At 60.6% G+C, this 26,411-nt stretch carries 25 protein-coding genes and 3 pseudogenes; 15 read left to right on the forward strand and 13 right to left on the reverse strand.

Features of this window, described 5'->3' with window-relative positions; all coding sequences use genetic code 11:
- Positions 1-113 precede the first annotated feature (113 nt).
- The 4 genes and pseudogenes from P6U28_RS17480 (at position 114) to P6U28_RS17495 (ending at position 4,058) form a co-directional block, all read left to right on the forward strand.
- Positions 114-389 carry a hypothetical protein gene (locus P6U28_RS17480; protein WP_122406606.1) on the forward strand — a complete coding sequence of 92 codons (276 nt, stop codon included), beginning with the start codon at positions 114-116 and terminating at the stop codon, positions 387-389.
- 367 nt (positions 390-756) lie between these two features.
- Positions 757-1,961 (forward strand): annotated as a pseudogene (locus P6U28_RS17485) (integrase core domain-containing protein).
- Positions 1,962-2,421: 460 nt separating this feature from the next.
- Positions 2,422-2,844 carry a hypothetical protein gene (locus tag P6U28_RS17490; RefSeq protein ID WP_407122813.1) on the forward strand — a complete coding sequence of 141 codons (423 nt, stop codon included), beginning with the start codon at positions 2,422-2,424 and terminating at the stop codon, positions 2,842-2,844.
- 344 nt (positions 2,845-3,188) lie between these two features.
- Complete coding sequence (locus tag P6U28_RS17495; protein ID WP_407122814.1) at positions 3,189-4,058, forward strand: phosphoribosyltransferase; 870 nt, start codon at positions 3,189-3,191, stop codon at positions 4,056-4,058.
- 374 nt (positions 4,059-4,432) lie between these two features.
- Here P6U28_RS17495 and istB (P6U28_RS17500) read toward each other — a convergent pair whose 3' ends face one another.
- The 6 genes and pseudogenes from istB (P6U28_RS17500) to P6U28_RS17525 all read right to left on the reverse strand — a co-directional run.
- Positions 4,433-5,194: an IS21-like element helper ATPase IstB gene (istB, locus tag P6U28_RS17500; protein WP_122404610.1), complete on the reverse strand. Its 762-nt coding sequence runs from the start codon at positions 5,192-5,194 to the stop codon at positions 4,433-4,435.
- 14 nt (positions 5,195-5,208) lie between these two features.
- A pseudogene (locus P6U28_RS17505) lies at positions 5,209-6,018 on the reverse strand (Mu transposase domain-containing protein); the annotation flags it as partial.
- Between the two features lie 128 nt (positions 6,019-6,146).
- On the reverse strand, positions 6,147-6,944 hold the full coding sequence (istB, locus tag P6U28_RS17510; RefSeq protein ID WP_122401602.1) for an IS21-like element helper ATPase IstB: 798 nt from the start codon (positions 6,942-6,944) through the stop codon (positions 6,147-6,149).
- Positions 6,944-8,188 carry an IS21 family transposase gene (gene istA, locus P6U28_RS17515; RefSeq protein ID WP_347338424.1) on the reverse strand — a complete coding sequence of 415 codons (1,245 nt, stop codon included), beginning with the start codon at positions 8,186-8,188 and terminating at the stop codon, positions 6,944-6,946. Before istA (P6U28_RS17515) ends, istB (P6U28_RS17510) begins: the two co-directional genes overlap by 1 nt.
- 102 nt (positions 8,189-8,290) lie before the next feature.
- Positions 8,291-8,884 (reverse strand): IS21 family transposase, encoded by a 594-nt coding sequence (gene istA / locus P6U28_RS17520; protein ID WP_407122816.1) that lies wholly within the window; start codon positions 8,882-8,884, stop codon positions 8,291-8,293.
- An 85-nt stretch (positions 8,885-8,969) separates the two neighbouring features.
- Positions 8,970-9,056: pseudogene (locus P6U28_RS17525) on the reverse strand (hypothetical protein); the annotation flags it as partial.
- 552 nt (positions 9,057-9,608) lie between these two features.
- Here P6U28_RS17525 and P6U28_RS17530 point away from each other — a divergent pair.
- Positions 9,609-9,854 (forward strand): hypothetical protein, encoded by a 246-nt coding sequence (locus tag P6U28_RS17530; protein ID WP_407122817.1) that lies wholly within the window; start codon positions 9,609-9,611, stop codon positions 9,852-9,854.
- Positions 9,855-10,342: 488 nt separating this feature from the next.
- On the opposite strand, the gene P6U28_RS17535 is transcribed toward P6U28_RS17530, so the two are convergent.
- Positions 10,343-10,957 carry a hypothetical protein gene (locus tag P6U28_RS17535; protein WP_209296577.1) on the reverse strand — a complete coding sequence of 205 codons (615 nt, stop codon included), beginning with the start codon at positions 10,955-10,957 and terminating at the stop codon, positions 10,343-10,345.
- A gap of 1,259 nt (positions 10,958-12,216) precedes the next feature.
- On the reverse strand, positions 12,217-12,387 hold the full coding sequence (locus tag P6U28_RS17540; protein ID WP_407122818.1) for a hypothetical protein: 171 nt from the start codon (positions 12,385-12,387) through the stop codon (positions 12,217-12,219).
- Positions 12,388-13,044: 657 nt separating this feature from the next.
- Here P6U28_RS17540 and P6U28_RS17545 point away from each other — a divergent pair.
- The 3 genes from P6U28_RS17545 (at position 13,045) to P6U28_RS17555 (ending at position 14,769) form a co-directional block, all read left to right on the forward strand.
- Positions 13,045-13,629 (forward strand): RNA ligase family protein, encoded by a 585-nt coding sequence (locus P6U28_RS17545; protein WP_407122819.1) that lies wholly within the window; start codon positions 13,045-13,047, stop codon positions 13,627-13,629.
- A gap of 497 nt (positions 13,630-14,126) precedes the next feature.
- Positions 14,127-14,360, forward strand: coding sequence for a hypothetical protein (locus tag P6U28_RS17550; RefSeq protein WP_407122820.1), 234 nt, complete (start codon positions 14,127-14,129; stop codon positions 14,358-14,360).
- A 31-nt stretch (positions 14,361-14,391) separates the two neighbouring features.
- Positions 14,392-14,769 carry a hypothetical protein gene (locus tag P6U28_RS17555; protein WP_407123222.1) on the forward strand — a complete coding sequence of 126 codons (378 nt, stop codon included), beginning with the start codon at positions 14,392-14,394 and terminating at the stop codon, positions 14,767-14,769.
- 466 nt (positions 14,770-15,235) lie between these two features.
- Here P6U28_RS17555 and P6U28_RS17560 read toward each other — a convergent pair whose 3' ends face one another.
- The 4 genes from P6U28_RS17560 to P6U28_RS17575 all read right to left on the reverse strand — a co-directional run bounded on the left by P6U28_RS17560 (position 15,236) and on the right by P6U28_RS17575 (position 17,904).
- A complete protein-coding gene (locus tag P6U28_RS17560) occupies positions 15,236-16,225 on the reverse strand; it encodes a hypothetical protein (protein ID WP_407122822.1) in 990 nt (329 codons plus the stop codon).
- A gap of 118 nt (positions 16,226-16,343) precedes the next feature.
- On the reverse strand, positions 16,344-16,781 hold the full coding sequence (locus P6U28_RS17565) for a hypothetical protein (protein WP_407122823.1): 438 nt from the start codon (positions 16,779-16,781) through the stop codon (positions 16,344-16,346).
- Positions 16,782-16,989: 208 nt separating this feature from the next.
- A complete protein-coding gene (locus tag P6U28_RS17570; protein WP_407122824.1) occupies positions 16,990-17,583 on the reverse strand; it encodes a hypothetical protein in 594 nt (197 codons plus the stop codon).
- Between the two features lie 12 nt (positions 17,584-17,595).
- Positions 17,596-17,904, reverse strand: a complete 309-nt coding sequence (locus P6U28_RS17575; protein WP_407122825.1) for a hypothetical protein — start codon at positions 17,902-17,904, stop codon at positions 17,596-17,598.
- A gap of 123 nt (positions 17,905-18,027) precedes the next feature.
- Between P6U28_RS17575 and P6U28_RS17580 the strand changes: the two genes are divergently transcribed.
- The 7 genes from P6U28_RS17580 to P6U28_RS17610 all read left to right on the forward strand — a co-directional run bounded on the left by P6U28_RS17580 (position 18,028) and on the right by P6U28_RS17610 (position 25,620).
- A complete protein-coding gene (locus P6U28_RS17580; protein WP_407122827.1) occupies positions 18,028-18,243 on the forward strand; it encodes a helix-turn-helix domain-containing protein in 216 nt (71 codons plus the stop codon).
- A gap of 698 nt (positions 18,244-18,941) precedes the next feature.
- On the forward strand, positions 18,942-19,964 hold the full coding sequence (locus P6U28_RS17585) for a hypothetical protein (protein ID WP_407122828.1): 1,023 nt from the start codon (positions 18,942-18,944) through the stop codon (positions 19,962-19,964).
- Positions 19,961-21,067, forward strand: a complete 1,107-nt coding sequence (locus tag P6U28_RS17590) for an acyltransferase family protein (protein WP_407122830.1) — start codon at positions 19,961-19,963, stop codon at positions 21,065-21,067. The genes P6U28_RS17585 and P6U28_RS17590 overlap by 4 nt, the downstream gene beginning before the upstream one ends.
- Before the next feature lie 429 nt (positions 21,068-21,496).
- Positions 21,497-22,690 carry a hypothetical protein gene (locus P6U28_RS17595; protein ID WP_407122832.1) on the forward strand — a complete coding sequence of 398 codons (1,194 nt, stop codon included), beginning with the start codon at positions 21,497-21,499 and terminating at the stop codon, positions 22,688-22,690.
- A gap of 12 nt (positions 22,691-22,702) precedes the next feature.
- A complete protein-coding gene (locus P6U28_RS17600) occupies positions 22,703-24,487 on the forward strand; it encodes a hypothetical protein (protein WP_407122834.1) in 1,785 nt (594 codons plus the stop codon).
- A 301-nt stretch (positions 24,488-24,788) separates the two neighbouring features.
- A complete protein-coding gene (locus P6U28_RS17605; RefSeq protein WP_407122836.1) occupies positions 24,789-25,058 on the forward strand; it encodes a hypothetical protein in 270 nt (89 codons plus the stop codon).
- The gene (locus tag P6U28_RS17610; protein ID WP_407122837.1) at positions 25,051-25,620 is read left to right on the forward strand and encodes a hypothetical protein; all 570 of its coding nucleotides are present in this window, start codon (positions 25,051-25,053) and stop codon (positions 25,618-25,620) included. The genes P6U28_RS17605 and P6U28_RS17610 overlap by 8 nt, the downstream gene beginning before the upstream one ends.
- A 2-nt stretch (positions 25,621-25,622) precedes the next feature.
- Here P6U28_RS17610 and P6U28_RS17615 read toward each other — a convergent pair whose 3' ends face one another.
- Positions 25,623-26,354, reverse strand: coding sequence for a hypothetical protein (locus tag P6U28_RS17615; protein WP_407122838.1), 732 nt, complete (start codon positions 26,352-26,354; stop codon positions 25,623-25,625).
- Between the last annotated feature and the right edge of the window lie 57 nt (positions 26,355-26,411).

Raw genomic sequence — 26,411 nt, forward strand, 5'->3', positions numbered from 1 at the left:
TCAGGGCCGACCAGCTGGCTGAAGGTTTGTTCATCAGTATTACATTTCGGTTCCGCCACAATTTGAGCAGAACAGCTTCGATAGTCTGCATCGTGCAAGCGGAGGAAGACATCATGAATTTCAAGACTGGCCTCGTCGCCGCGTCCCTGTTCGGCGGCCTCGCGGCAACGTCGGCGGCATCCGCCATGCCCATCGCGCCTGCACCTGCCAGACCGCAGGCCTCCGGCGTCGAGCAGGTCCGCATGGTCTGCGACGCCTGGGGACAGTGCTGGTGGCGCCCGAACTACTATGGGTATTACGGGCCACGGCCATATTACGGCCCGCGGTATTATGGGCCGCGCTATTACGGTCCGCGCTATTATGGCCATTACGGCTATCGCCGCTGGTGACGTTTGAAGGGGCCCGCTGGGCCCCTTCGCTTTTGCGAGTCCTGCGGCCGCCACCGGCCTGGAGCCCTCAGATCTGATCTAGATCAAAGATGAGATCAGCCGACACTGTCGTTCCAAAATAACGAAGCGTGCGAGCGCGCGATCAAGCTCGTGCAGGGCATCGACGACTACGTCGCGACCTATCCGACGGCTCCGATCCATACGGCCGATCTCGCCCGCGAGTTTGACGTTTCAATCCGGACTGTCGGCGGCTACGTTTCGTTACCCATGTCTCCGGGCCGGACAATTGAGCGGCCCGAGACATAGGTGACAGAACGTACCGGGCACATGGGTTACACTTTCCGCTTTTGTTCTGCGGGAGGTGTGGATGCCGTGGAAAGCGAGTTCGGTAATGGAGGAGCGCCTTCGCTTTGTCGCCCGCCTGTTGGACGGGGAAGCCATGACGGATGTCTGCCGGGAGTTCGGCATCTCCCGTAAGACCGGCTACAAGATTTTCGATCGCTACAAGGAACATGGCCTGGAGGCGCTGAGCGACCGCTCCAGGCGGCCGGTTCGCTACGCCAATCAACTGCCGGCCCAGATCGAGACGCTGATTGTCCAGCTCAAGGCCGAGAAGCCGCATTGGGGGGCCCGCAAGATCCGCGAACTCCTGGTGCGACGGCTCGACGGCGATGTCCGGGTGCCGGCCAAAAGCACCATTCATGCGGTGCTCGATCGCCACGGCCTGGTCAGGCGGGGCGGCGGGCCGCGCCATCGCGCGCGCGGCACGTCGCTATCGCAAGGGACTGCCCCGAACGATGTCTGGTGCGCCGACTTCAAAGGCGAGTTCAAGCTTGGCAACAGCCATTACTGCTTCCCGCTGACCGTCAGCGATCATGCCGCGCGCTTCCTGCTGCTGTGCGAGGCGCTCGACTCCACGCGCGAGGAGCCTGCCATGACCGCCTTCGAGCGCCTGTTCCGCGAGCGCGGCCTGCCGCTTGCCATTCGGTCCGACAATGGCGTGCCGTTTGCCAGTCCCAATGCCTTGTTCAATCTTTCCAAGCTCTCGGTATGGTGGCTCCGCCTCGGTATCGCCATCGAGCGCATCAAGCCAGGTCATCCGCAACAAAATGGCCGGCACGAGCGCATGCACCTCACCCTCAAGAAGGAGGCCACCAGGCCGCCTGGCTTCAACAGCCTGCAACAGCAGGAGCGCTTCGATGCCTTCGTGCACGAGTTCAATACCGAGCGCCCCCACGAGGCGCTCGGCATGAAGTGCCCTGCCGAGGTCTACACGGCCTCAGCGCGGGCCTATGCCGGCCTGCCGGAGTTGAGCTATCCCTTCCACGACCGCGACGTCGTCGTCACTGCCTGCGGCCGCCTCTGCCTGCATCGCAAGAGGATCAACATCTCAACCGTCCTGGCTGGCCAGAAGCTCGGCATCAAGGAGGTCGACGAGGGCATCTGGCTCGTCAGCTTCATGCATTACGATCTCGGCTATTTCGATCTCGAACGAAGACCTTGCAACCTCTCGACAACCCGTTCGGTCCGAGGCCCATCACCGATGTCCCCGCCACGACCACGGCGCCCTGACGGAGACGCGCTCTTGTGCATTCTTGGCATGGAAGGCCACTTGCTTGGCTCCGCTGTCGCGGTCAACCCCCGAAGCCCGAAGGGGCGCGGCACGCGCGGGGTTGACGGCGATAGCGCGAGCCGAGCAAAAATAGCCGTGCCATGAATGCGTCACGCTGAAATGCAGCAGATTGCAGGCCATCTCAATTTGAAGCGAACTTGGAGCAGATGACTTTGAAACCCCGCGACAACCCGATCGGCACGAGGTTGTCACCCATCTCTTAGGTACGTTTCGTTACCCATGTCTCCGGGCCGGACACAATTGAGGACTGGCGCGCTCGGAAGGATTCGAACCTCCGACCCTCGGAATCGAAATCCGCCCAGTCGCTGAGCATCGCCAACGATCATTCTGAACTTTCCCGATCCGTTCACGCATTGACGGGATTGGGGAAATTCCAGCGTTCAGAACAGGAGCAAAGCGATGAGCGACAACAGTTCGATCTCTGAGATGGCAGCCGCAAAGCCCGATGAGGCTCCAAAGATCAACCACGTCCTGCTGCAGAACGTCCAGATATTCCGGGAAGGGGACAAGGCCTATGTCGCGTTTCATGGGATGACTGAGCGCATCTGTATGCCGCTCGAGATGTTGGGGTGGCTGCACCAGGAGCTGGATCGTTTGGCAATTGCCCTCGCCGGAACGCTCGACCCGCTCCAGAAAGCAAATATAGCCACCCCGAAGACGTGGCGGACTGCAAGCACACAGGAGGGCCTGCCGACGCTCGTGATTGATCACGGGCTACCTTCGCAACAGGCCTTCGCCATGGATCCCGATGTCGCGGTGGAGTTGGGCGAGCAATTGGCGGCGATCGGTGCTCAGGGCTTAAGGCCGATCCATACCCACTAGATCACTCGGGAACGCTCAAACGAGGACGGGTACGCGGGACGGCGAGACGCCCGCGAGAGCTTTGGTAGTTGTTGTGAGCGTCGGCATGATCTGCGACCGGCAATCCCGGACACGCCATCTTGGCTGCGGTAGAGGCCGCCGTTACTGACTAACAGGACACCCGCAGAGGGGAATTAGGACACTAAGCCCAGGGATGTTTTTGTGAGCGATTGAGTCCGCTGGGTTGAAGAAGTCCGAAGTTCGTGCCTATTTGGTGTGGGTCGGGACGGTATTTCTAGCTTCACTTTCGGAGAGGCTTCTTTTCAGTCTGATATCGTGCCCAGTGTTTTGGATCACGATTCGGTATGCTTCTCCCGGTAACCACGCCTCTGGTGAGATTCCCTCATCTTCGCCCTCCATGGGTTGGCGGCGAAACTGTCTACGTCTGCGGCCGATATGGGCATCTGAACGGAACAGAACTTGAAGGCGGTCACGCAAAAGCTCGCAAGACGTTCTACCAAAAAGCGAAATTCGCTTGTGATTACGAGTCTGCGGACCGGATTGTCGAAGCCATGCTTTCTGACCGGGTTTTGGATCGCCTTATCGATGATCTAACGCCGTATATGGCTAATGGAGTTCCCCTGATCTGTGCGGTTCCCCACCCCCCATTCGATGATGCGCAGGGGGATGGTGCCGATTTGGTCGGCAGACGCAAAGTTCGAAATGCCCTGCCGCTCCAGTACATGGCTAGATTGAGCGTCGAGTTAGGCGCGGACATGGATCAGGAGATCGTTCAAAAAGGCAGAGTAAGCCGCACGAAATTAAAGCATTTTCCACGATTTCTGTGGCAGCCTTGCTTTGATGGTGCGGTGCGCCAAGATGCTGCCTATATCCTCGTTGATGATGTCTTAACGACTGGTGGAACGCTTGCGGCTCTTCGCAGTCATATCATTCGAAATGGTGGCAAGGTGGCTGCCGTTACGACTTTGGCGCATGGTCTTGGCGAGTGGCGCCCCCTTGCACTTCTGGCCGCGACATGGCACGAATTGCAGGCGCATTTTGGTGTCGATTTTAACGCATTTTGGAGAAAGGAGATTGGTCATGACGCGACATGCCTTACTGAAGCCGAAGGCCACATCCTTCTCAAATGGCGTACAGGTGAGCCTGGACCCTGGGACACCCCACTTCAACGACTCCGAGATCGCCTCGCTGCGGCGGCAGCTAAAAACGAATAGTGAAGAGGCCCGAAAGGTCGCGCTGCAAAGGGGAGCGAGGCTCAACCCAAGGGTAGCTGCGATCAAAGGTCAGTAGAAGACAAAGGCCCCTCGATGGGGCCTTTTCGTTTCATGCCGTGTACCCATCGATTACGGTGAAGCTCACTCAGACCGGTCGATTCGGCTCCAGCGGCAGCACCGGATCAATCAGGTCCCAATCGTCCCGCCCTGGACCGAATGAGGCCTACCGCCCTTGCCCTAGGCTGCGCATTCCGACGAAGTCGGCCGCGGATTCCGAGCGAAGCCGGCCGCCTGTACCGATTGAAGCCGGCCAGGGATTCCGATGATCCCGGCCGCCTACCGAGGCGGGCTCTCGCGACGACGTCGTCATCAGGTCAGTTGGCGGGCTCGTCGTCAAGCGTCTGACGCTTGGCGGCGGCTTTGCGTAGGCTCTCGCCCTTGAGGGTGAGCCTGTGGGCGTTGTGCACGAGGCGATCGAGGATAGCGTCGGCAATGGTTGGGTTGCCGATGAGCTCGTGCCAATGCTCGACCGGGAGCTGGCTTGTCACCACGGTCGAGCCGCGGCCATGGCGATCCTCCATCATCTCCAAGAGGTCGCGTTGCTGCTCGGCAGTCATCGGGGCAAGTCCCCAGTCGTCGAGGACCAGAAGCTCGACGCGCGCCAAGGTCCTGAGGAGGCGAGCATGGCGGCCGTCGCCCCGCGCGAGGGTGAGCGCCTCGAACAGCCGCGGCAGCCGTTGATAGAGCACGGAGCGGTTATCCCGGCAGGCCTTGTGGCCCAAGGCGCAAGCGATCCAGCTCTTGCCGACGCCGGTTGGGCCGATGATGAGCAGGTTCTGATGCCGGTCGATCCATTCGCCGGCGACGAGCTTTTGGAACAGCGGCTTGTCGAGCCCGCGCGGCGCCTTCATGTCGATGTCCTCGACGACGGCGTTCTGCCGGAGGCTGGCGAACCGCAACCGAGCGATGAGCCGCTTGTTCTCGCGTTCGGTCGCCTCACGGTCGACCAGCAGTGCGAGGCGCTCCTCGAAGGCCAGCGTGGCGATGTCGGGCTGTCGCTGCTGTTCGTCGAGGGCCTTCGCCATGCCGTTAAGCCCGAGTGCGACGAGGCGGTTGTGGGTTGGATGTGTCAACATCGTCTCTCCTTTCTTCAGTGGTAGTAATCGGTGCCGCGGATATTGCCGTGGCGGATCGGTGGGTCGTCCGGCGGCCTCTCGTTTGCGTAAGCGCGATCGAGCCCGTGCTGCAGGATCGACTTGATCGAGCCGTAGGAGGTCGCGCCGATGTCGTTACCGCGCCGGCAGGCGGCCTCGATGCGGGCCGCGCCGTAACTGCGCGCGAGCCGCAGAATGCCGAGACAAGCCCGGAAGCCCTGCTCGGGATGTGGCTTGGCTTTCATGATCGCCTCGAGGAGAGCGATCGTGGCGGGGCCGATCTTGGCGGCTTCTCGTTTGATCCGTGCTGGCGTCCATTCGGCATAGCGCCGGTGCGCGCTCGGCATGTGCTCCGGGATCGTGGTGTGGCGATGGGGCACGTCAGAGCGGGCGTGGCTGGCGACCCGGACTCCCTTGTGCAGGATCTCGATCGTCCGGTCGGTAATGCGCGCCTCAAGCTCTTCGCGGATCAGACGCGAAGGCACCGAGTAGTAGTGACCGGCGATCTCGACGTGATAGTCCGGCGCGACGCGGCACTTCTTCCATTCGGCGTACTGATACGGCAGCGGCGGCAAGGCTTTGAGCGCCGTCTTGTCGATCTGTGCGAACAACTCGTTGCGGCTCACACCGAGCTTGCGCATGATCCTGGCGTTGAGGTCGGCAACCGCCTCGCGGATGGCCGCGTTGAGCTCGTCAAGCGAGAAGAAGCGCCGGTTGCGCAGCCGCGCCAGCACGAACCGCTGGACGATTTGCACCGCCACTTCCACCTTCGCCTTGTCGCGCGGCTTCCTCGGACGCGCGGGCAGGTGTCAAGCGACGTCCGGATTTAACCCCGTAGCGACGTGAAGAAGTGACCCCCTTGTTGTTTTGGTGGATGTGGCAAGCCGCTCGCGGAGCGCGCCCCCATAGCGCCGTAGCGAGCGAGCGGCTTGCTTCACGGCTTTTTCTCCGATTTAGCTTCTGGCGCGGCGGCCTTCTGCAAAAGCCCGCTACGACGCTTTTCTTTCAAGCGGTAGCTGTCGCCGCGGATTGTGATCACGTGACTGTGGTGTAACAGGCGATCAAGGATCGCGGTGGCGACCACAGGGTCGCCGAAGACTGAGCCCCACTCGCCGACGCTGCGGTTGCTGGTGAGCAGGATCGCGCCTCTCTCGTAACGGCGGCTGACGAGCTGGAAGAAGAGATGTGCGGCATTGGGCTCAAAGGGCAGATAGCCGAGTTCGTCGATGATCAGGAGCTTTGGCTTGGCAAATTGCGCGAGCCGCTCGTCAAGCCTGCCTTCGCTGTGTCCTTTGGCGAGTTGCGCAACGACCGTCGTGGCTGCGACGAACTGCACGGAATGCCCAGCCAGGATCGCTTCACGCCCCAGCGCGACCGCCAGGTGCGTCTTGCCAACGCCAGGCGGCCCAAGCAGCAGCACGTTCTCGCCATTGGCAATCCAGCGCGCACCGGCAAGCTCACGTACCTGCTTGGGGTCTAGGGACGGCTGGGCCGAGAAGTCGAAGCCGGAGAGATCGCGAACGAACGGGAAGCGAGCGAGTTTGAGGGTCATCTCGATGCGCCGCTCGTCCTTGCGGGCGATCTCGCGCTCGCACAGTAGCACCAGGGTCTCGCGCAGGCTCAGCTCTTGTCGGCCGGCCTCGTCCAATAGCCCATCCAACTGGTCGCGGACGGCGGTCAGCTTCAGGCGGGTCAGCATATCGCTCAGGCGATCGGGGACAGCGGCGCGCATCAGAAGCCCCCTCCGACGATTGCCTCATACTCGCCGAGCGGCCGCAGCAGCGCCGGCGAGTGCGGCGCAACGGACGATCCTGCGAGCGCGGCAGCTCGGTTCGATCTAAAGCCAGTCAGGCCCGCAAAATGCTCGGGGTCGACGACGCGGCGGCGACGACCGGCACAAATCGGATGGACGGCCACCTCATGGATCCCATGGTGGATGCGCACCAGCCCGTCGGCGATCATCACTCGCACCATCTCGCCGATTAGCCGCCAGGGCACCGAGTAGGCGTTGCCATCGATCTCGACGGCACAGTCGGCCTGCACACGGCGGATCACTTCACGTGCAGCCTGGAAGGGCGGCCTCCCAACGATGGGCTTGAGTGCCTGCGCTTCCGCCCGCCTGAACCGCTCGATCGGAGGCTCGCCGGTCGTGCCATGCTGGCGCAGGTCGGCGACCTCCCGCGTCCAAGCCTCAAGATGCGCCTCAAGGGCGTCCCAGCTCGGGAAGGCGCGGCCCGCGATCGCGTTTCGTTTTACGTAACCAACGCCGTTCTCGGTCTTGCCCTTGGTCCGGGCTCGGTATGGCGCGCAGGCACGGGGCCGGAAGCCCCAGTGCTTGGCAAATGCGCTCAGCTTGTCGTTGAAGACCACTGTGCGCGTGATGGCGTCATGCTCTACGACCAAGGCACGGGCATTGTCGAACAGCACTTCTTCGGGCACGCCGCCGAACTTCATGAACGCGCTTTCCAGGCCGTCGAACCAGTTCTCTTGCCGTTCGTTGCGGAAGGCTCTGACATGATGCCGGCGCGAGTAGCCCAACGTGGCGACGAACAGGTAGACGCGAACCTTGGCGCCGCCGATCTCAACCAGCCGTTCACCAAAATCGATTTGCAGTTGCTTGCCAGGCGCTGTCTCGAACCGCACCGTCGCGCGCGCTTCCGCCGCAAGCTCCTGGCGATAGCGCTGTACCGCCCGCTCAACTGTGCGCAGGCAGACAACGATGCCTTTCTCGGCTGCCAACTCCTGGCGGATCACGTCAGCATTGCCGCGGTGCTGCCGCAGACGCTCCTTGAGCCAGCTCTCCTGGCCCTCAAGTGCCTTTTTGCGCTGCGGTTGCCGATAAGGTGTCCAGCCGCCGGCCGCGATGTACTCCTTCACCGTGTTGCGGCTGATCCCGAGCTCCCGGGCAATCCGTTTGCTACCCCACCCCAGCTCGTTGAGCCGGAGTATCGCCGAAACCTCGTCCGGCTCCAGCATGGCCTCCCTCCGCGGATCTTTGAACCGCAGAGGACCTGAACTGAGTCGCTGCATAAAACCCCCGTTTTGATCGTGTCGCGAGGGGGTCAATTCCTCGTGTCGTCAGGGGGGCAATTTCCCATGTCGCCCGACAGGCAGGATCGCAGTGCGGTAATGCTCGGCCAGTTCCTGGTAGGTGCGATTGATGCCCGGTTCATAGCGGCAGGTGGCGGTGACGCCGGCCTTCAGATTGTCGCAGACGATCGCCTTCGGCACGCCGCCGATCATGCGCAGGGCATTGACATGTAACCCGATCCAGTCGGCCAGCCCTTCCGACCAGCGCGCCTCGGCAAAGGTGTAGTTGGATGCTCCCAGCACCGCGACGAAGACATGGGCCAGCCGCTGCGCGCCGGTCGCGGCATCGAACACCGGCACGGTATCGCCCGCGAAGTCGACGAACAGCTTCTCTCCGGGCCCGTGCACCTGCCGCATGGTCGGCGAGATCGTCTCGCTCCATTTCCGGTAGAGATCGCAGAACCGGCTGTAGCCATAGCCGTCGGCGTGCTCGGCGCGATATTCCTCCCACAGCAGGAGCAGCGTCACACCGCGCCGCTTCAGCTCCCGGTGCACCGCCGTCCAGTCGGGCAACGGCCGCGCAGGTTTCTCCTCGAACGTCGGCGGTGTGAACAGCCGGCGCTCGAGCTCGCCGTCGTCCATCCTCCGGCACCGGCCAGGTGATGCCGATCACCGCAGCCCGCCGCAGATACTCGCCAACCGTCGATCGGCTGATGCCGACGGTGACCGCGATCTGCCGTTCGCTCACGCCAAGGGCGTGCCGCAGTCTCAAGACTTCTCGAACCTTCCGCATCGGCGCTCTCTCGGCGGGCATCAGACCTCCCCTTGCTTGACCGCAAAGGAGGGCTGGTCCGCGATTCGGTCGCCGTCTTCGAGAGCGTCAGGCTGGTCTCAACAGGGTGGCCGGCTTCGATCGGAATGGGTGGCCGACTTCCGTCGGAATCGGTGGCCGGATTGCCTCGGAATCAGTGGCCGGCTTGCATCGGATTACGCACCCTAGGCCCAAGTCCTAGCGGCTTGCCTCCGACCGCCATCCTCGGAATCAATTGGAACGTGCCGCACCGCTTACCTGCTTGGTCATGCCCCGCCGACGCCATGGGCCCACCCACCCCGACGGCCGGCCGATGAAGATCACGTTTGGCCAGATGCGGGCGATGGGCTTGCGCGGCATCCTGGTCTACTGCCACTGCGGCCACCATGTCGCCTTGGACGGTGCCCCGTGGCCCGACGAGGTGCGGCTGTCGGACATTGAGCCCCACTTCGTATGTCAGGGCTGTGGCGCCCGCGGCGCCGACGTCCGGCCTGACTTTGAGCGAGGTAATCCGAAGTTGGCAATCACGGGCCACCGATCCGAGAGCGATGAAAGATGACGAAGTTCGCTGTCCCACGTGCCTATGCAGATCCCGAAGCCGCCGCCCGGCAGCTCGTCCAGCTAGCCGCCAGCATCGAGCCCGTCCAGGACGGTCGCATTCATATCGAGAAGATCAACGCGCCGTTTCTCTACACACTCAAAGCCAGCGGAGCCGAGTTTGGCGTCGGCATCAAGCACGCGGTCGAACGCGGCTGGCTGATGATCCACGAGAGCGCGACGTACGTGAAGCTACTGACGTGACTGCTCTCGCGGCATCTTCACTATTGCCGCCCTTTTGCTTTTGGGTCATTCATCGTGGCGCCGGGGTTAGCCGACCTGGGACTGCTTGACGCACCTTGGCCGGTAGTGAGAGCCGACGAGTCGGTCTGGCCACCCCCTCCGGCACTGGCTCCGCCGGTTCCGCCTGCTCCGCCGTCTCCGCTTCCACCAGCGCCCGCGCCGGCACCCGCGCCGGCGCCCGCTCCGGCACCCGCGCCGCCCGCACCACCTGCCCCGCCCCCAGCTCCGCCTTGCGCCGAGGCGGCGGCAATCGATCCGAACACCAACGCGGCTGCTAAGGCAATCGTAGCGATTTTCATGTTGGTACCTCCTTGCTGAAGTTTGCAGAAACTGAACGTCGCAAGGATCGTTCCTAAGGCGCGGTATGTGTGCTGCACTTTTGCGGTCGAGGCGATCATCGATAGGTGCCTTGAAGCCACCAGAGCTCGGCCACTTAGGATCTGCGATCGTCAAGTCACCGGTCGGGCCGCTTCCTTGACGGCCTGGCCCGTGGTTGCCACGCCGGCGGCGTAGGCTGCTCCCGCGCCAAGAAGAAGGGCGCAGAAGCTTGCAAACATCGCGTAGGCGAAGTGCTTCCGGGCTGCATCAATTTGAGCGGGCGTTGCAGCTGTCGTTGTCGCGCCCACGGTTTCCCGTCCCGTATTGTGCGTCCAGTACGCGACGCGCGTGCTGGCGGAATATGACGGCCCGACGAGGTTGCTGGCGATGCTGGTCGCCGAAGCCGGCAACATCGCCGCCGCAGCGACCACCACCACGGTTGCGACCGCCCAGGCGGCCATCGCATGCCCGACCCGACCGAGGCCAGTCTGATCCGGCGAATTGGCTGCCGCAATGGCCCCACCTAGAAATGCGGCGATGATCCCAGAGACCGCCCACCACACGAATGCGGCCCAGCCTGCGCCGGCAGGCGCCGATGAAGCAGTGGGAATGTCGATTGCAAGCAGACCGATGCCGAACCCCAACATAGTCAGCAGGATCTGGACAACCAACGAAGTGAACACGCCGGCCAGTACGGCTGACCATGTCCAGGCGAAAAACATATTGGGAAGGGTGCGTGTAGCCATGGCGGACTCCTCGTGCTGCCGGTTCCAACGCGCGGTTAAATCGTCCGTTCCTGTTGCAGGAACTCCCGATGGGTTCTGGATTTGTGTTCTAAGTAACAACAGGAGGATGTGCGCCATGACGTTTGGCAGAGGAGCCTTATTGTGGCTGCTCGGTATTCCTCTTCCGGTGATCCTGCTGCTTGCACTGTTCTGGCGCTAGCTCGCAATCGATCGGAGAAAATGCCGCGAAGCCGATTAGTCGGCTGACAATGCCGCAAGATGAAGTAGGCCAGCCAGGCCGCCCGGCTGGACGCTGTGGGCGGGCCGTTTGTCTGTGAGATTTGCGGCCACCGCGCGCCGGCAGCGAGTTTAGACGGTACCCCACAATAAAGGCGGCCTCAGCTGGGCGGCTGAGGCCGTTGGGGTCCGCTCCGGCGTCGGGGGGGGGGGGTTACTTGGATAGGCCGGAGCAAAGAAGCAATTCGCCAGACTGCCGCTTGTTCCTGCCTCGTAAACGCGGCGCGGCCCGCTAACTGGTCGAACTCGCGAAGAGCATCGAGCCCGTTCAGGACAGCCGCATCCATATCGAGAAGATCAACGCTCCGTCCCTCTACACGCTTAAGGCCACCGGCGAGGAGTTTGGCGCCAGCATCAGGTATGCCGTCGAACGCGGCTGGCTCGAGTTGCACGAGAGCGGCACCTATGTCCGGCTTTCCCAAAAAACAGAGACCGCCAACTGAGGCGGCCTCCGCGTATTCTTATGCTCTTAGCGCTTGAGCTTACCGGGCGCGTAGCCCGAGGCGCCGGGATGGCCAGCTACCGATCCATTCAAGCGCATCTGATGGCCGGGAGAATAACCCGATGCGCCATGATACCCGGAAACGGGACCATTGCTCTGAAACGAATGACCCGGCGAGAAGCTGGAGGCGCCGCCACCAAACCCTCCTCCTGGGCCGCGCGCATGGGCCGCCGATGTGACAGCGACCAATGCAGCCGCGACTACGAACACGCTTTTCATTGCCACCCCTTTTTCTCCTTTTGATCCGCCGTTCGACTATTCGACGGCTGTCCCAGATCGGGAAAAACTAGAAATGGGCTGACGTGTTCAAAATAAGTCGCCGCAATGTCCTCAAAATGAAGGAGACAGTTAGCTACCTCTTGAGCGGCTAGTGAGAAGACACGATGGCCGCTAAACCGAATGCCAGTATACAAGCGGCGGCCAATGACCAGAGGGCAATCGCAATCTGCTTAGGCATGGCGATCTCCAGTTCGCCCTAGGTTCAGGCGTTCCTGGCTCGGCTCTCGACCCGACGCGGCAGCAGTTGCTGCAGGCGTTTTTCGAGCATGACCTTTCTCTTGATAAGGATGCGCGCCAGCTTCGCGTCGACGACTTCCCGCAATGACCACAGCTCTTTGGCGGATAGGCGCCGCAATTCGTGTTTTTGCTCCATGGTTGTCTCCACAATCGGATGACACACGCTGCAACTAACATGCAGGTTAATAGTTCCAGGGACGGAACCCCTCCGGGAGTCGCGGCTTGAAACCTAAAAAATCACATATGAAGGAACGTTCAGAAAGGAACTGATTTCTCCCCGTGGACCCTCCTCCTGACAGACAGCGCGACGAGGCCTCGGCTCTCCTCCCTCAGAGCTGGGGCCTTTTCGTCGGCAGGTGAGGGACTCGGTCAGATTTTTCAGGGCTGTTCCATTGAACCTTTGCTTCGAGCCGCCGGACGAACCCTCAATCGGGGGGAAGCCGGAGCTAAAGGTTTCCCATGCGCACGATCCTAACTGCATTCGCGGCCGTTACCTTCCTCGGTGCTGCAACGACCTTGCTGTGGTCCTACCCGCCGTCGACCAAGCTTCATGTCGCCAGCATAGCCATTGGTCACTGCAAGAATTTCCACAGCCTGGCCGGAGTAAAAGCGCCCGAGCTACTGCCCGACTAAGCAAGGGGACAAGGCTTCCGCCTGGCGGAATCCCCGCGGCCCTTTCCGGAGATTTTGCCGGCATGGAATGGCGGGCTCGCCCTTGCACCGCCCCTGCTCACGCCCGGAGCCGTTTGGATTCGCTTTTTCCGGCGTCTGCGCCTATTTCGTCGTCATGCGGATGGCTTACGAGCTTTGTTTGGCGACGGCCGGCAAGCAGGTCCCCGACGGGCCGGACTGGATTCACGAAGTGAAGCACGACGGCTACCGGATGCTGGTCATCCGGGAGAATGAGCGCGTGCGCCTGCTGTCTCGCAATGGTAGCAACTGGACGAACCGCTATCCTTGGATTGCCGAGGCCGCGCTCAAGAACCGGCAGAAGCACTTCGTTATTGATGGCGAGGCTGTAATCCTCGGCGTCGACGGCATCTCCGATTTTAACGCGCTGCACTCTCGCAAGCACGACCCCGAGGTGCAACTCTACGCCTTCGACATCCTCACAATGGGGAACGACGATCTGCGGTCGCTGCCCCTCCACATGCGCAAGGCCAAGCTGGAGAAGCTACTGGCACGCCGGCCCGATGGGATTTCTGTGGCGCCCTTCGAGCGCGGCGAAATTGGGCCGGACCTCTTCCGGGCAGCCTGCCGGATGGGACTTGAGGGGCTAGTCTCCAAGCATCGCGATCGGCCATACCGCGGCGGCCGGCAAAAGTTCTGGATCAAGGTCAAGAACCGCAGCCACCCCGCGATGGAGCGCGAGCTTTGACGCGCCGTCCTGCTGGGGCCGGAAAACTCGAAATAGGAGGAACAAACAGGGCGCGCAGGAATCGTTAATCGGTCAGCCGACATCCTCTTAGTGTGCAGGACCCATGCGTTACGTGGCATATGCAATCGATCTCTGGGGCGTCGCCCATGCGACCTATGAGCTGGAGTGCGGCTGCGATGATGATGCTAAGCGTCGAGCTGTGAAATTCCTCGACGCGCACCCGGTGATCGAGGTTTGGAGCGGCCCTCGACGGATCGCAAGATTTACCGCCGATACCACGGGCGGGGCGCCGGCTACGGCGGAAGCCAACCAGCGCCGAAGAACCGGGTAGGACTTTGCTTCCTACCTGATATCCTCCCAAGCAGCGGCCGATCCGGCCCCCCGCCCTAACTTTCCTATCGATCTTGAAACCAGATCAGGCCTCTCTAAATCTTGCGCCGGAGGGGGCTCCTCCAACCTCTTTTGGAAAGGATTGCCTGTAACCGTCGAGGACGACGATGATGACACTCGAAGAAAAGCTCGCCCGCTTGCGCACCCACCGCAACAACATTCACCGCTACCACCGGCTGCTCAAGACCCGCCTTTCCGATCTGGAGCGCGAGTACATCGAAAGCCGTCTCTCCGAGGAGCGAGCGGCGCTGGCAAGCCTCGCGCGCACGCCGTTCCCCATTCCTTTCAAAATGCCACCACCAGAGCAGCAGCCCCAGACCTTCAAGCCTGAGGTGGCTTGAGCTTGCCGGTGCGCATCAGGAGGTCGCTCCCGTGCGACAGCGGCCCATTAACGGCGTCGAGCCGGAAAGAACGGAGGATGACATTACGCGTGAGCTGCTCGGCCCGCGGGGCGTTCCGGGCGCTCCCGACCCCGCTCGCATGGTCCCGCAGGTCGAGAAGAACACGCCAAAGTACATAAGGTGGACCCCAAGCTCCGGCAATGAGCCGGGCGCCAGAAACCGAAACCTTGTTGACCTGGTCAAGTGCGGAGAGGTGGAGCAGCCAGGGACCAAGCACCACTATTCCGAATTGCGGGACGCCTTTGATGGCGGTGGAAAGATGCAGAACGCTCAGAAGTACATCAACATCGCCGCTCTAATCGCGCTCGCTGGTTGGTTTGGTCTCTGTTTCAAGATGGGCTGGTACTGATGGAATGGCTTGCGCCCGGCGTAGACCACATCGCCCCCAGCCTGGAGGTCTTCGGTTCGAAAACGAGCTGGGACCGAGCGCTCTGCCGCTGTCTAGATCGGCAAACGCTGTTTCATCCCGCAAAACCATCCCTTGTGCATTCAAATTTGTAAATCGGACGCAAAATGAAGGCCCCAGTCCAGGGGACAAACTGGGGCCTAGTCGGACTCCACGCACGCAAAGACGGATCATAGAACCCGCTGCGGGAGCGCTCGTTCCTAAAAGGCGTGCGGCCAGCGAGCGTCATCCTAAGCGCCGGTGGTGAGGGGATCATGATGGCTATCCGCCCGCCGAAAAAGACCACCAACTGAGGCGGCATTACTCGTTCGGCCCCTCCTGGAACGGTTCTTGAGTCTTGCGGCCCAGGAAGGTGTCCGGCATGGGCTGAACAAGGCCCGCTAGCGTTAACCGGCGAGCCTCAGCGCGTCTACATCGGGGCCTTGTCCCAAATGCTGCGGGTCGCCCGATCCGCTAGGGTTGTTGCCCCGTCATCGTAGACCGGCGCGTCAAGGGACCATGGCGTCTTGATGTCGCCATAAGCCTTCGAAGGATTCTCGCGGTTATAGTCTGCGATGAATTGCTTGATGTTGGCCTTCGCCTTGGTGATGCCGAAAGGTTTTCCGCGATATCGGCGCATGGCGTGGGCCTCGTAAATGGCGCCGATGATCTGGATTTTGATCTTCAGGGGCATGCGCGGCGGCAGCAGCGACATGATCTCGTTGTATCGCTTCTGCTGCACGGTCCTCTTATTCGCCGCGCCGGCCCGAGTCTTCGCGCCCGAGGCCCACACATGGTGCACCTTGGCAAATTCAGGCACTTTGCGAACGGTGCGATAGAATGCCGTCGTGTCGGGTAGGATTTTCTTGATCGCTGCGAGGTTTCGGCCGCGCTTCATCGCGTCGGTCAACTCTGCGAGCTTCTGCGGCGAAGGTAGCGGCCCCGTCTCCATCTGGCGCATGTGCTCGCATTTCTTGCACTGGCGCTGGGTGTAGCCGCGATACCGGCGCACCCGGATGTTGTCGGCAGACAGCTCGTGCCCGCGCGCGCAGTGCGTCATCGCTCTCCGACGAAAAACACCGAGCTTCTCCAGCTTCCGCTTTTTGCCTGCCTCGGCGTTGCGCTCGACCAGAGCCTTCGCCCTCGCGGCCCTTTCCGGGAACAGCTTGCAGTGAGAGTGATACCCCTCATAGGAGGCGCCCGGCATCAGCGCATCCTTCAAAGGAAGACCACTCTCCAGCCGCTGCATGACGGTGTCAGCGTTCGCCATTCCCTTTGGTTCGCTCGGCGAGCGGCCCCTGCGAGATGCGTAAACGTTGGAGAGAAGCTGTTCACATGGTGCAGCACTCGCACACTGAGCGCTTGTCTGTTGTTGGATGTTCATAGCCAAGCCTTTCTCGTTGAGGTGATGTCGGTCCAATCACCGACGCCCCGATGGAGAGCCTGAGTCGGGGCTTGTCGGTGGTGCCGCACGTCATCAGAATGGCGCAGTTGCAGAGGACAGGTTGATGAGTCGCGAGGGCCGAGAGCCCCGCAGCTCATCCCATCAGCGTGTTTGTCCAGTCCCGCATGCCCACCTGCTCCAGAAGGCCTTCCCAGTCGGCAATGCCGGATTCGGTCGGGTCTTCCTCAAGGTCGCTACGGTTACCTGACGCCCAGCGCTCTTGGCTGTGGTTATGGTCGAGACTTCCTAGGGACGGCTCGAGATCGCTGTCGTCGCACTCGGCATCGTCGCAGCTGCCTGCCGACCACCTGGTTTGATCTGGCCCGCGATCAACTGAGCCAAGAGAGGGCTCACGCTCTTCCGGCTCCCGCTCGTCGTCGTCCTCCAGTTCGGTCATGACATAGGGGTCCGACTGATCGAGGAATTGGATCAGCCGCGATATTTCATCCCGGGCTTCGCGCCGAAGCCTCTGGAGCGTAGATATCGCCGCCCGGCGGCGTCGCTCTTGAGCAATCAGGTTTGCGTTCAGCATGACCGCACTCCCGATGGCGTGACGACTAGGCCAAGACGCTGGGCATTTCTGCGAATTGTAATGGAGTCTGCGGGCGCACGGGACACAATTCCCCCTTGCCTCGCGATGGTTACCGCGTTGCTCATTTGGTCTCTCAATTGGGATTGGTGGAAAGTCAGCAGGCGACCGAACGGAAGTCCCGCCCTCGCTCGGCCGCCGAGGTTAGTGGCTAAGGTTGCGTCACCTCCTTTCCGGCCGCCCAACCGAACAGTTGGGGCCACATGGGATCGAAGTGATCGCAAAGTGTCTGAAATGCTTCGCGTGCCGCACTCTCGATCAATTGGATCTGGAGACGCGGCCAAACCGCCGTCTCCTGCACTTGGGGCGTCCAATGGCTGGACATGAAGCCCTTGCGCACCTCTTCAATCGTCTCGTGGAAATACTCCTCACACTGTCCGACCGTGCCGAAGCGGAGCGCGATGATGCCAATCTCCCGCTGTTGCTCGGGGGTAAGGCAATCCCACGCCTTGCCAGCGTCGAAAGATGCCAATTCATGAAAGGTGGGCAAACGATCAGAGAGCGGAATGGCGGTCGCTTCCTGGGTGGTGTCTGCTGTCTTCATCTTTACTGTCTCCCGTTGGATGTTGATGGTTGATCCGGCACCCCAAAGAGCGATTCGGCGCCGGTCGTTCTTTTCCAGCAGGACCTCGATCTTGCCCCTAGGGGTTCGGCTCCCGGTACTCACAGCAATTACGACCTCTCCCGAGCCAACGATGTCTCCACGGAGCAGATGGCGAGCGGGAACCTTCATTTTGGACAGCATTGCCGTGTCCCGCTAGAACGCGGAGCGGCGGACGCCATCGGCGGGAGCGCCGAAGGCGGAAACCAGCGAGGTTTCGACGTGGAGGCCGTTGCGCTGGCGCCAAGCGGTCATTTGTTGGGCTACGTGATCGCGGTACTGCTTCGCAGCTTCGCGGAGATAGCGAGGAGCGGTCGAGCCGAAGGTCCGCATTGCCTCGCGACGCACCAGCGCCTCGTAGACATCGCGGTTGAGCTTGCCTGTCTGGGAATCCGTGAGGTTCGCTACGGTGAGGATTGCTGAAGGCATAGCTCCGCCGTTCACCAGGAGGGTGTTGTTCGTCATGTTGGGTTGCCTTCTGGAATCAGCCGTGCAATACCTGAGGTATTAAATCAACAGCGCATGCCAGTCAATACCTGAGGTATTAAACTTGTGGACCTGACAAGTGAGCAAGTTCGAGCAGCGAGGATGTTGCTACGGTGGGAGCAGAAGGATCTTGCCGAGGCTTCTGGCGTGTCGCTGCCGAGCATAAAGCGTTTGGAGACTCAACCTGGCGCCCTAGGCGCGCAGGAGCGCACTATTGAGGCCCTGGTCGCTGCCCTCGAAAAGGCCGGCGTGGAGTTCATCCCAGAGAATGGCGGCGGGGCCGGGGTGAGATTGGCTAAGCGAGCGAAGCATAAGTAAAGCCGGTTCTCGTTCTCGCCAAGTTGGTTGGTGGGGGCGCGCGACGCCTACCATGGGTTGCTCGGGATGGTGGTGGGTGGTAGACCTCCTCAATGGGCTGGGGAATCTCATCGTGGTGCTAAAGCTGTTCAGTCGGCCGCCGGAAAGTTCGCTCCTCCGGGCAGTCAAAGAATCCTTACGTCCGTTCGAAGTCGAGGATGTTTGTAACTGTGTTCACATTATCACCCAGTGTCTTGGTCCTGGGTTTGCGCCCATTTCCGTTTGGGTATGGCCGAATGAGTCCTACTATCTAGCATGCGACGGGGGCGTCGCATTCAGGAACTATCGTCTCGGCAAAAACGCAGAAATGGCTAAGCAACTCATCGAGCAGGTAACTACCGACTTCGGAGTAGAACTTTCGCCTCACGACGTGCACGGATATCAAATCCAACGCTTAGCTCCCGATATAGATCACCTACGAACTTCAATCGTATGCGTCGCGAACGCCACCATGATCAGCATGCGCTCGCTCCTGCACCTATCCCCCTGACTATGCGAAGTGTCCAAATGAAAAGACTATTGAGGAACCGCGCCGTCATTGCCCTGCTGATCCTTGTCATTGTTCTTGGCGCTTTGCTGCTTTTGTCAGACGACGCGGTAACTTCGCGTTTCAACTACAAATTCTTCTGATCATGCGCGCTTTGCGGGCAGCGACTGGATTGATTGTCTTCCTGTGCGCTGCGGAAGCACTCTTTTTCGCCTTCGGCTTCATTTCGATGCACAACGGCAACAAGTATCTCTTGTACGACCTCGAGCGGCTCCGATCGGGGATCAAAGCGAATTTGGAGGGAGAGCGGAATGGCTCCATCACCGGATGGCCGCAAGCTGGCCAATTCCCGCTCAGGTCACATCCCTCGATTGAACTACCTGTCTGCGGGTCGGCATGGGGCGGCTCTTTCACCTACTCCGATGACGTGTCGGACGCCGAGGCGTGGCCCCACGTCTTGTCCGTTGCCCTGGGTTGTCAGGTCGACAATCGAGGCGTGGACGGCTTCGGCGTCGATCAAACCCTGCTTCACTACAAAGAGCATACCGGAGACGAGCGGTTTGTGATCCTTGGACTGGTTGAGCCAATGATCACAGTCAATCAGGTTTCCTCTTGGACTTTCGTCTCGCTCGGTCTCGACAAGCAGCCTCGTGCCAATAAGCCCTTTTTCACTTTGAACGCTGACCGACTGCAACTGATACTCCGTCCTACGGCAGACCCAACTGCGATTGAGCAGCACTATGCCAAGGATGAGGCTTCGAAAGACTGGAGCGTCTTTGAATTTCCATATTCCTGGAGCGTCAGCCGAGCGATCTACCGAAAATTCACGCGCGTGCCATTCAGCAATGTCAGCCCTGCAAGTCCAAGCGCTGCCCCGCAGCGCCAACTGGCTGCGCTGTTGATTGCTGAAATGGCGCGACTTGCGCGAGATCGGAATCAGCGGTTCGTCTTATTGGTCATCCCACGACCAGAAGACGTGCTTAATCCTCATCTTCTTTTCCGGAATGTCTTGGACAGCCTGCCGGCGCCTATTCCTGAACTCTGCACGATAGATCCGGCAGATGAACTTCGTACGATCGCGCTGAAGACGCCAAGCGGGGTCATGACAAAGAGCGGTCACTACTCGGCGGCCGGGAATGCTGCGATCGCGACAGCTGCGGCGCGCGGTCTAAGAGCCTGTGGATTGGCCTCATGACTGAACGTGTCGCCTCCCTGGACTTCCTGCGAGGCTCAGCGGCCTTCGCGGTCGCGGTGCCGCACTTCTACATGCACTTTTACCCGGACAGCACATTCGGCGAGACGATCTCGATCCTAGGAGTCGAAGTCTTTTTTGTCCTGAGCGGCTTCGTGTTGGCGCCGCAGATCTTCGAATTTTGTATTTCAAAGCCGAGCTTGCGGAATTACGGCATCTTCTTGGTGCGCCGATGGATGCGCACCGTTCCGCCCTACCTGATCGCGCTGATCTTGTTCTCGGTCAGCACACATCAGCTATTCAGTGCCGACTTTTTCAGGTACTTACTTTATCTGCAGAACTTGACGGGCCAGCACAACGCTCACGACTACTTCTCCATTGCATGGAGCTTGTCCGTCGAAGAGTGGTTTTACCTCTCCTTTCCTGCAGTATGCTTGTTTATCGCATATGTTGTGCCCGGCAAGCTGAGGCCGGCGCTGATCGCTGCTTCCATCTACATTTTGGCTGTATGCGCCGCCCGCATGCTGTGGGCTGACAATTCGCAATGGGGTTCTGCCGTTCGCCGAGTGGTGGTCTTCCGTGTCGATGCGATTGCCTGGGGCTTCCTGCTCGCGATTGCGATGCCATCTCTTAGGAAGGTCAGGCTGCCGCTCGTGCTGTTTCTCTGCGTTTCGGCCGCGAGCTTTGCCGTCTGGCTGACATCTCTTGCGGCGAAAGAGCCCTCGTTTGCGATGGAGACTGCATTCCCGTTCTACGCGCCTGCTTTGGGCGCCGCTGCAATTTTGTTTGCGTTCAAACTGGAAGCCGCGTTCCGCAATCCCACCCTCTCCCGCATTGGCGTCTTTCTCGGTCGCATATCTTATTCGACATACCTGTTTCATCTGCTGGTACTGTCCGCGATCGTCCCCTTGAGCAATCGGCTGCCCATGTCGATTCTGCTCATGGCTTACCTCGTCGTGACCGCTGGCATCGCTGCATTGATGTATCAGGCGGTTGAAGCGCCGATACTAGCGGCCCGTCCGCGTTTTCGAGACAAGGAAAGGGCTCTCTCATTATCGCGTCCGGTCGCTCTCGCGGAGCTTGGAGGTGAGCGTGGCCGGCCTTAATCGACTGGATTAAGGGCGATATCGGTATACCGAGATCGCTCGAAAGCTCCTGCGCGAAAGTCTTTGAAGCCCGGACTGGGCCGACCGACTTGCTTACTCCTTGAAAATCAAATCATACGACGCTACATTGTAGCCACTGCTGATCGCGATCAGTGCGCTGCCACCCAGCTCGCCAGCCAGTCTTCCCCTCTCGCGGAGTGGGATCCGCTGGAAGATTTTGGAGAGCACATGGGTCGCCCTACTCCTCCCCATTCCATCTCGAGCCTGCGCTTTAGCGAGTTGCTGCGCGTTCGCTGCCCCGCGTCCCTTCCGGCGGCCATAGAGCGCGGCGCCACCAAAAACCTCATGACCGCAAGCGAATACGTTCGCAGATCGGTAGTCGACCGCCTCAAGGCGGACGGCATCTCTCTTAGCGTGGAGAGTTGAGTCATGAGCTGGAACGGAAGTGGCACTTTCAATCGTTCGTTCAGCTGGCAGGCCGACAAAGCCGCTGGACTTAATATCAGCTCCTCGCGCATGGATTCCGATACAAACGATCTTGCATCCAATGGCTTTGGAAACTGTTTGACCCGGGACGGGCAGGGCTCGGCGTCAGCCAACTTGCCCATGAACGGCTTCCGCCACACCGGAGTGGCGAACGGCAGCGCGCGCACGGACTATGCCGCTCTTGGGCAGCTGCAGGATGGCTTGACCAACTGGACGATCGCGGGCGGTAGCAGTGATGCGATCACTGCTACGTATACGCCGGCATTGACCACTCTCGTCGAAGGCCAACTTTGCTTCGTCCGCGCCATCGCGGCGAACGCGACGACTACTCCGACTTTCTCCCCGAATGGTCTCACGGCACATACAATCACAAAGGCTGGCGGTCAGCCCCTCGCCGTCGGTGATATTGCGGGCAATCGCTACGAAATGATCCTCCGGTACAACTCGACTGGGGTTAATCAGTGGGAGCTCATGAACCCATCAAACGTGGCCGCGTTGCAGGGTACGGCCACGACCGGAGACATCAAGCCAACCTTCAAAGCGTCGGCTGATCCCGGCTGGCTGATGCTGAACGATAGCACTATGGGCTCGGCTGCATCGGGAGCGAGTTCCAGCTCGGACGCGAATCAAGCGCTTTTTATCGTTCTATTCAACAACATCAGCGACACCAGCTGCCCGCTACTAACATCGACAGGATCCGCGACGACGCGTGCCGCCCAGGGCACTGCGGCGGCAGCATGGGCTGCCAATTGCCGTATGACTCTTCCCAAGGCGCTTGGCCGGGCATTGGCCGCGGCCGGATCTGGCAGCGGGCTTACGGCACGTGCCCTTGGCTCAACTACTGGAAACGAAACTGCGACTTTGGCGACAGCGAACCTCCCGCCCTACACTCCCTCAGTTTCGCTTTCTGGTGGGCAGATCCAACTTGGCTGGGCCACCAACAACGCGAATTGGGGCGGCGGCAGCAATCAAACCGTGACGGCGCTCGCGAACGTCGGAACGGGCAACACGCTCACGATTACAACGAGCAATGGCTTTACTTTGCCGACTGTCAACGTTGGAGCACAAGGCGGCACAAGCACGCCATTCGGGCTCATGCAACCGACGTTCTTCACCAATTTCATGATCAAGTTGTGACAGAGTACAGCGATGCCAAACTTCTGGGAGAATGACCCTGTTGCATTGCCCGCTTCCGCGAATTTCTGGCACGGAGATCCGGTCACGGATCCAGCTTTGCTTGCACAGTTGAACGATAGCAAACTCGTCACCGATCCAGAGCTTTTAGCGAAACTCAACGAAGAGCCTTCGATCGCGGCAGATGTCGGCAAAGGCGGCTTAGCGGGAATTGGCCGGGGAGCAGTCGGCTCTCTTGGAGTGGCGGGTGACCTGCGGCACGCCGCCTCCGCTGCAGCTGACTATATCGGGAGCAAGATCGGCTATTCGCCCGACGAGGTGAGGTCCGTCAAGGACACTCTCCACAAAGCCGCGCAATGGACGTTGCCATCAGCAGTGCTTTCCAACGCCCCCTCCTCCGAAGACATAAGCCACTTCGTTGGTGGCGAACGGGGGGCGCGAAATCCGGTTGGCCAGGCGCTCGACTACAAGCCTAAGACTGCAGCGGGCAAACTGGCTTATACGGCCGGCGAATTTGCTCCAGGGCTGCTGGGTGGTGGCGAGGGCCTCATGGCAAGGCTAGCCACGCGGGTTGCCATTCCGGCGGCCGCCAGCGAGGCTGCCGGAGCCGCCACTGCAGGGACTGCTGCGGAGCCGTACGCGCGCCTGGCGGCCTCTCTGATGTCCCCTGCAGTGACTTCAATGAGCCGTCGAGTCATCACGCCCCTACCCGCCTCCGCCGAGCGAAATGCTCTCGTCGACACGCTCCGGAACGAAGGCATCAATCTAACGGCGGGACAGGCAACCGGAAGCAAGCCGTTGCAGTGGGCCGAAAGCGCCCTCAGCGACCTTCCTGGAGCGGGTGGCGGCGCGGCGCATAGAATGACGGCCCAGGGAGAGCAATTCACGAGTGCGGCTCTAAGGCGTGCTGGTGAGCAAGCCGAGCGCGCTACCCCCGAGGTCATCAACAACGCCTTTGATCGCATTGGCAGCCAGTTCGAGGCGATTGGGAGGCGCAACAACGTGGTTCCGGATGGTCAGTTGGTGCAGGATCTCCGGACGGCTCGCAATGAGTATCAGAACCTCGTCGGCCCCCACGCACGCGCACCCGTCATCGACAACACGATTGCCGACATCGCTGACCAGATGCAGCGAAATGGCGGCGTTCTGACGGGTGAGCAGTACAACGCCCTGACCTCGCGGCTCGCCCGACAGGCCCGTGATATGGCCGACCCCCAGTTACGGAATGCCCTGCATGGCATTCGAGATTCGCTGGATGACGCCTTCGAGCGGTCACTCACCCGGGCTGGCAACACCCAGGACGCCGCAGCCCTCCGTGAGGCGCGGAATCAATATCGAAACCTAATGGTGCTCGAGAGGGCCGCCACGGGTGCTGGGTCGGCGACAGCCGAAGGTCTGATCAGCCCTTCGCAGCTCCGCAATGCGGTAGTCCAGCAGGACCGTCGCGGCTATGCCCGAGGCCGGGGCGACTTCTCCGACGTTGCTAGGGCGGCAGAAGCGATCATGAGGCCGCTCCCGCAGTCCGGGACGGCGCCCCGGCAGTATGTCCAGCACGTCGTGAGTCTACTAGGCGCGGGTCTGGGAGGCGCTACGGCCGGATTTCCGGGAGCGGCGGCGGGCCTCGCCGCACCTGTGCTCGCCGGACGGCTCCTGATGTCACGTCCCGTGCAAGGTTACCTGTCCAACCAGGTGCTCGGTCAGGCAGGACCAGAGAGCAGGGTCTCTCGGCTCGCCCGGACGCTTGCCGCCACTCGCGCCGCTTCGCTGCCGCCACCTGCACAAGATCAATTAGCCCCGTAAGGGCGACGGTGACCAGTAGCGCGGCAATGAACGCCAGAATGGACGCCAAGTAAAAATTTGGCGTCCACTGCCAGTGAATGTTCGAGGCCACGACCAGAAACGCGACGCTTCCTTGAAGCACCTTCCACATGGCCCCTCCGGCGACGCAGCGGCCCCCATCGGGCGATTGCCTCAGGGGTAATCTCTGCATCCAAAACACTGATTTCACAACGATCTATGGAGTAAAATAGTGATCGGTAGACCCCCTGGCTCCCAAAACAAGGATAAACCATTCCGGGACGCAATCCGCATGGAGGCTTCCTTGGCTGAGGCTGGAGAGGAAACGCCAGCCAAAGAGGGCTCACTGCGTTGGATCGCCCGCCAGTTGCTCATCCGGGCTGGCACCGAGACGGCAGCCGCCAAAGAGGTCGCTGACAGACTTGACGGGAAGCCGTCGCAGGCGATCCAGCACAGCGGATCGGTCGCTGATTTCGATCTCACCAAACTGAGCGACGAGGAGCTCGAGCGTCTTGAGATAATCTTGCGCGCCGCGTCGGCCACAGCCGGGGCTGAAGATCCGCTCAATGGCTAAGGTGCAGAGCTCGGGGCCACTCCTGAGGGATTTGAAGCTCATCGAACTCGGCGCAGCGCGGACGATAGCTGAGCGGCTACTGGCGCAGCTTGAGGCGCCGACAGTGGATGCTGCTGCTCTGGAGCGCCTTGCAAGCCTCATCAGGTATCACGGAGAGGAGCACACCACGCTCGTCATCCGCACGATCATCGAGTCAGATGAAAATGAGCTCGCGCTGATCGAGCCGGTGATCAGTGCCGTCTCGCAGCTGATGACGGTGCGCCCCAATTGGCCCGACAAGGGCCTGGCCTGGATCGAGGCTTTCGACTCGCTTCCACTGCTTCAAATCGTAGAGACGATGCGGAGCCTGAGCTTGTTCAAAGAAAGCTCACTCGCCACCTATCTGACGACTATCCTGCATAACAAGCTAATGCCGGTTTTCGAGTCGCCGCGGGTCCCCTCAAAGCCAAAGCGATCCTACCGACGACGCCAGGCGGGAGAGCCACCGCCTAAACGGGTACGGATTAGAAAGAAAGCCAACGCCTTCGGGCCAAGAAGTCCGAAGAGGAGTGCTGCACTTTAGACCTATTCATCCTTGGCGATTGGTTGCGCCGTCTCGCGACTTTCGTATTCTCGTACCTTCTGTTGGAGCTCTCTCACTCGCGCGACAAGCCGTTGCTTGGGTGCTATACGGATTTCGTGAACTTTTTTTAGGAACTGCGTCATTGGTTCGACAGCGTCAACAATGCTCTCCGCGAAGCTGACCGTTTCGGCAAAGCTCATCCTTTTCTTCTTTACCCACTTTTTCCGTGAATCGGCTTTGTACGGCTCCAAGCTTGGCAAAAAGTCATCTGTGTTAAACTCCGTGATGTCCACCGGGACATCCAAGATATCCTTTCCTGAGCTAACACCGTGGTGTGCAAGCCTAACTCGAACATCATTCAAGGCGAACAACAGCTTACTTATTCTATCCCAGTCACGGCCGAGACCTCGAAACCGCTCATCCACGCGGATGATCTCGCCGATAACTTCCAACATCTTTGCAAAAGGAAAATTGTAGAAGATCACACCTCCAATTTCACTTTCCACGTCAATAATCGCCGAAGCGATCTCTACAACTATCCCCTCTAAAGACGACCACGTCGTGATCGCAAACCCGATCGCTGCATGCAGTGACTTCTGGACCTTGTCCGCCGTATCAGCGATCTCCGCCCTCGTCTGCTCTATTTCGCGAATAGCCGCGAGGTCTTCCTCGTCGAAGGGACCTCCCTGTTCGATCAGACTGCGAATGGTCTCGAGCGCTTTCTCGTCAGACATTAGTGCACCTGTTTTAAAATGGGGGATACTCTACCGTCGGGCAGTTTGTCATTATTG

This window comes from Bradyrhizobium sp. STM 3561, from assembly GCF_045571455.1.
Taxonomy (GTDB): Bacteria; Pseudomonadota; Alphaproteobacteria; order Rhizobiales; family Xanthobacteraceae; genus Bradyrhizobium; species Bradyrhizobium vignae.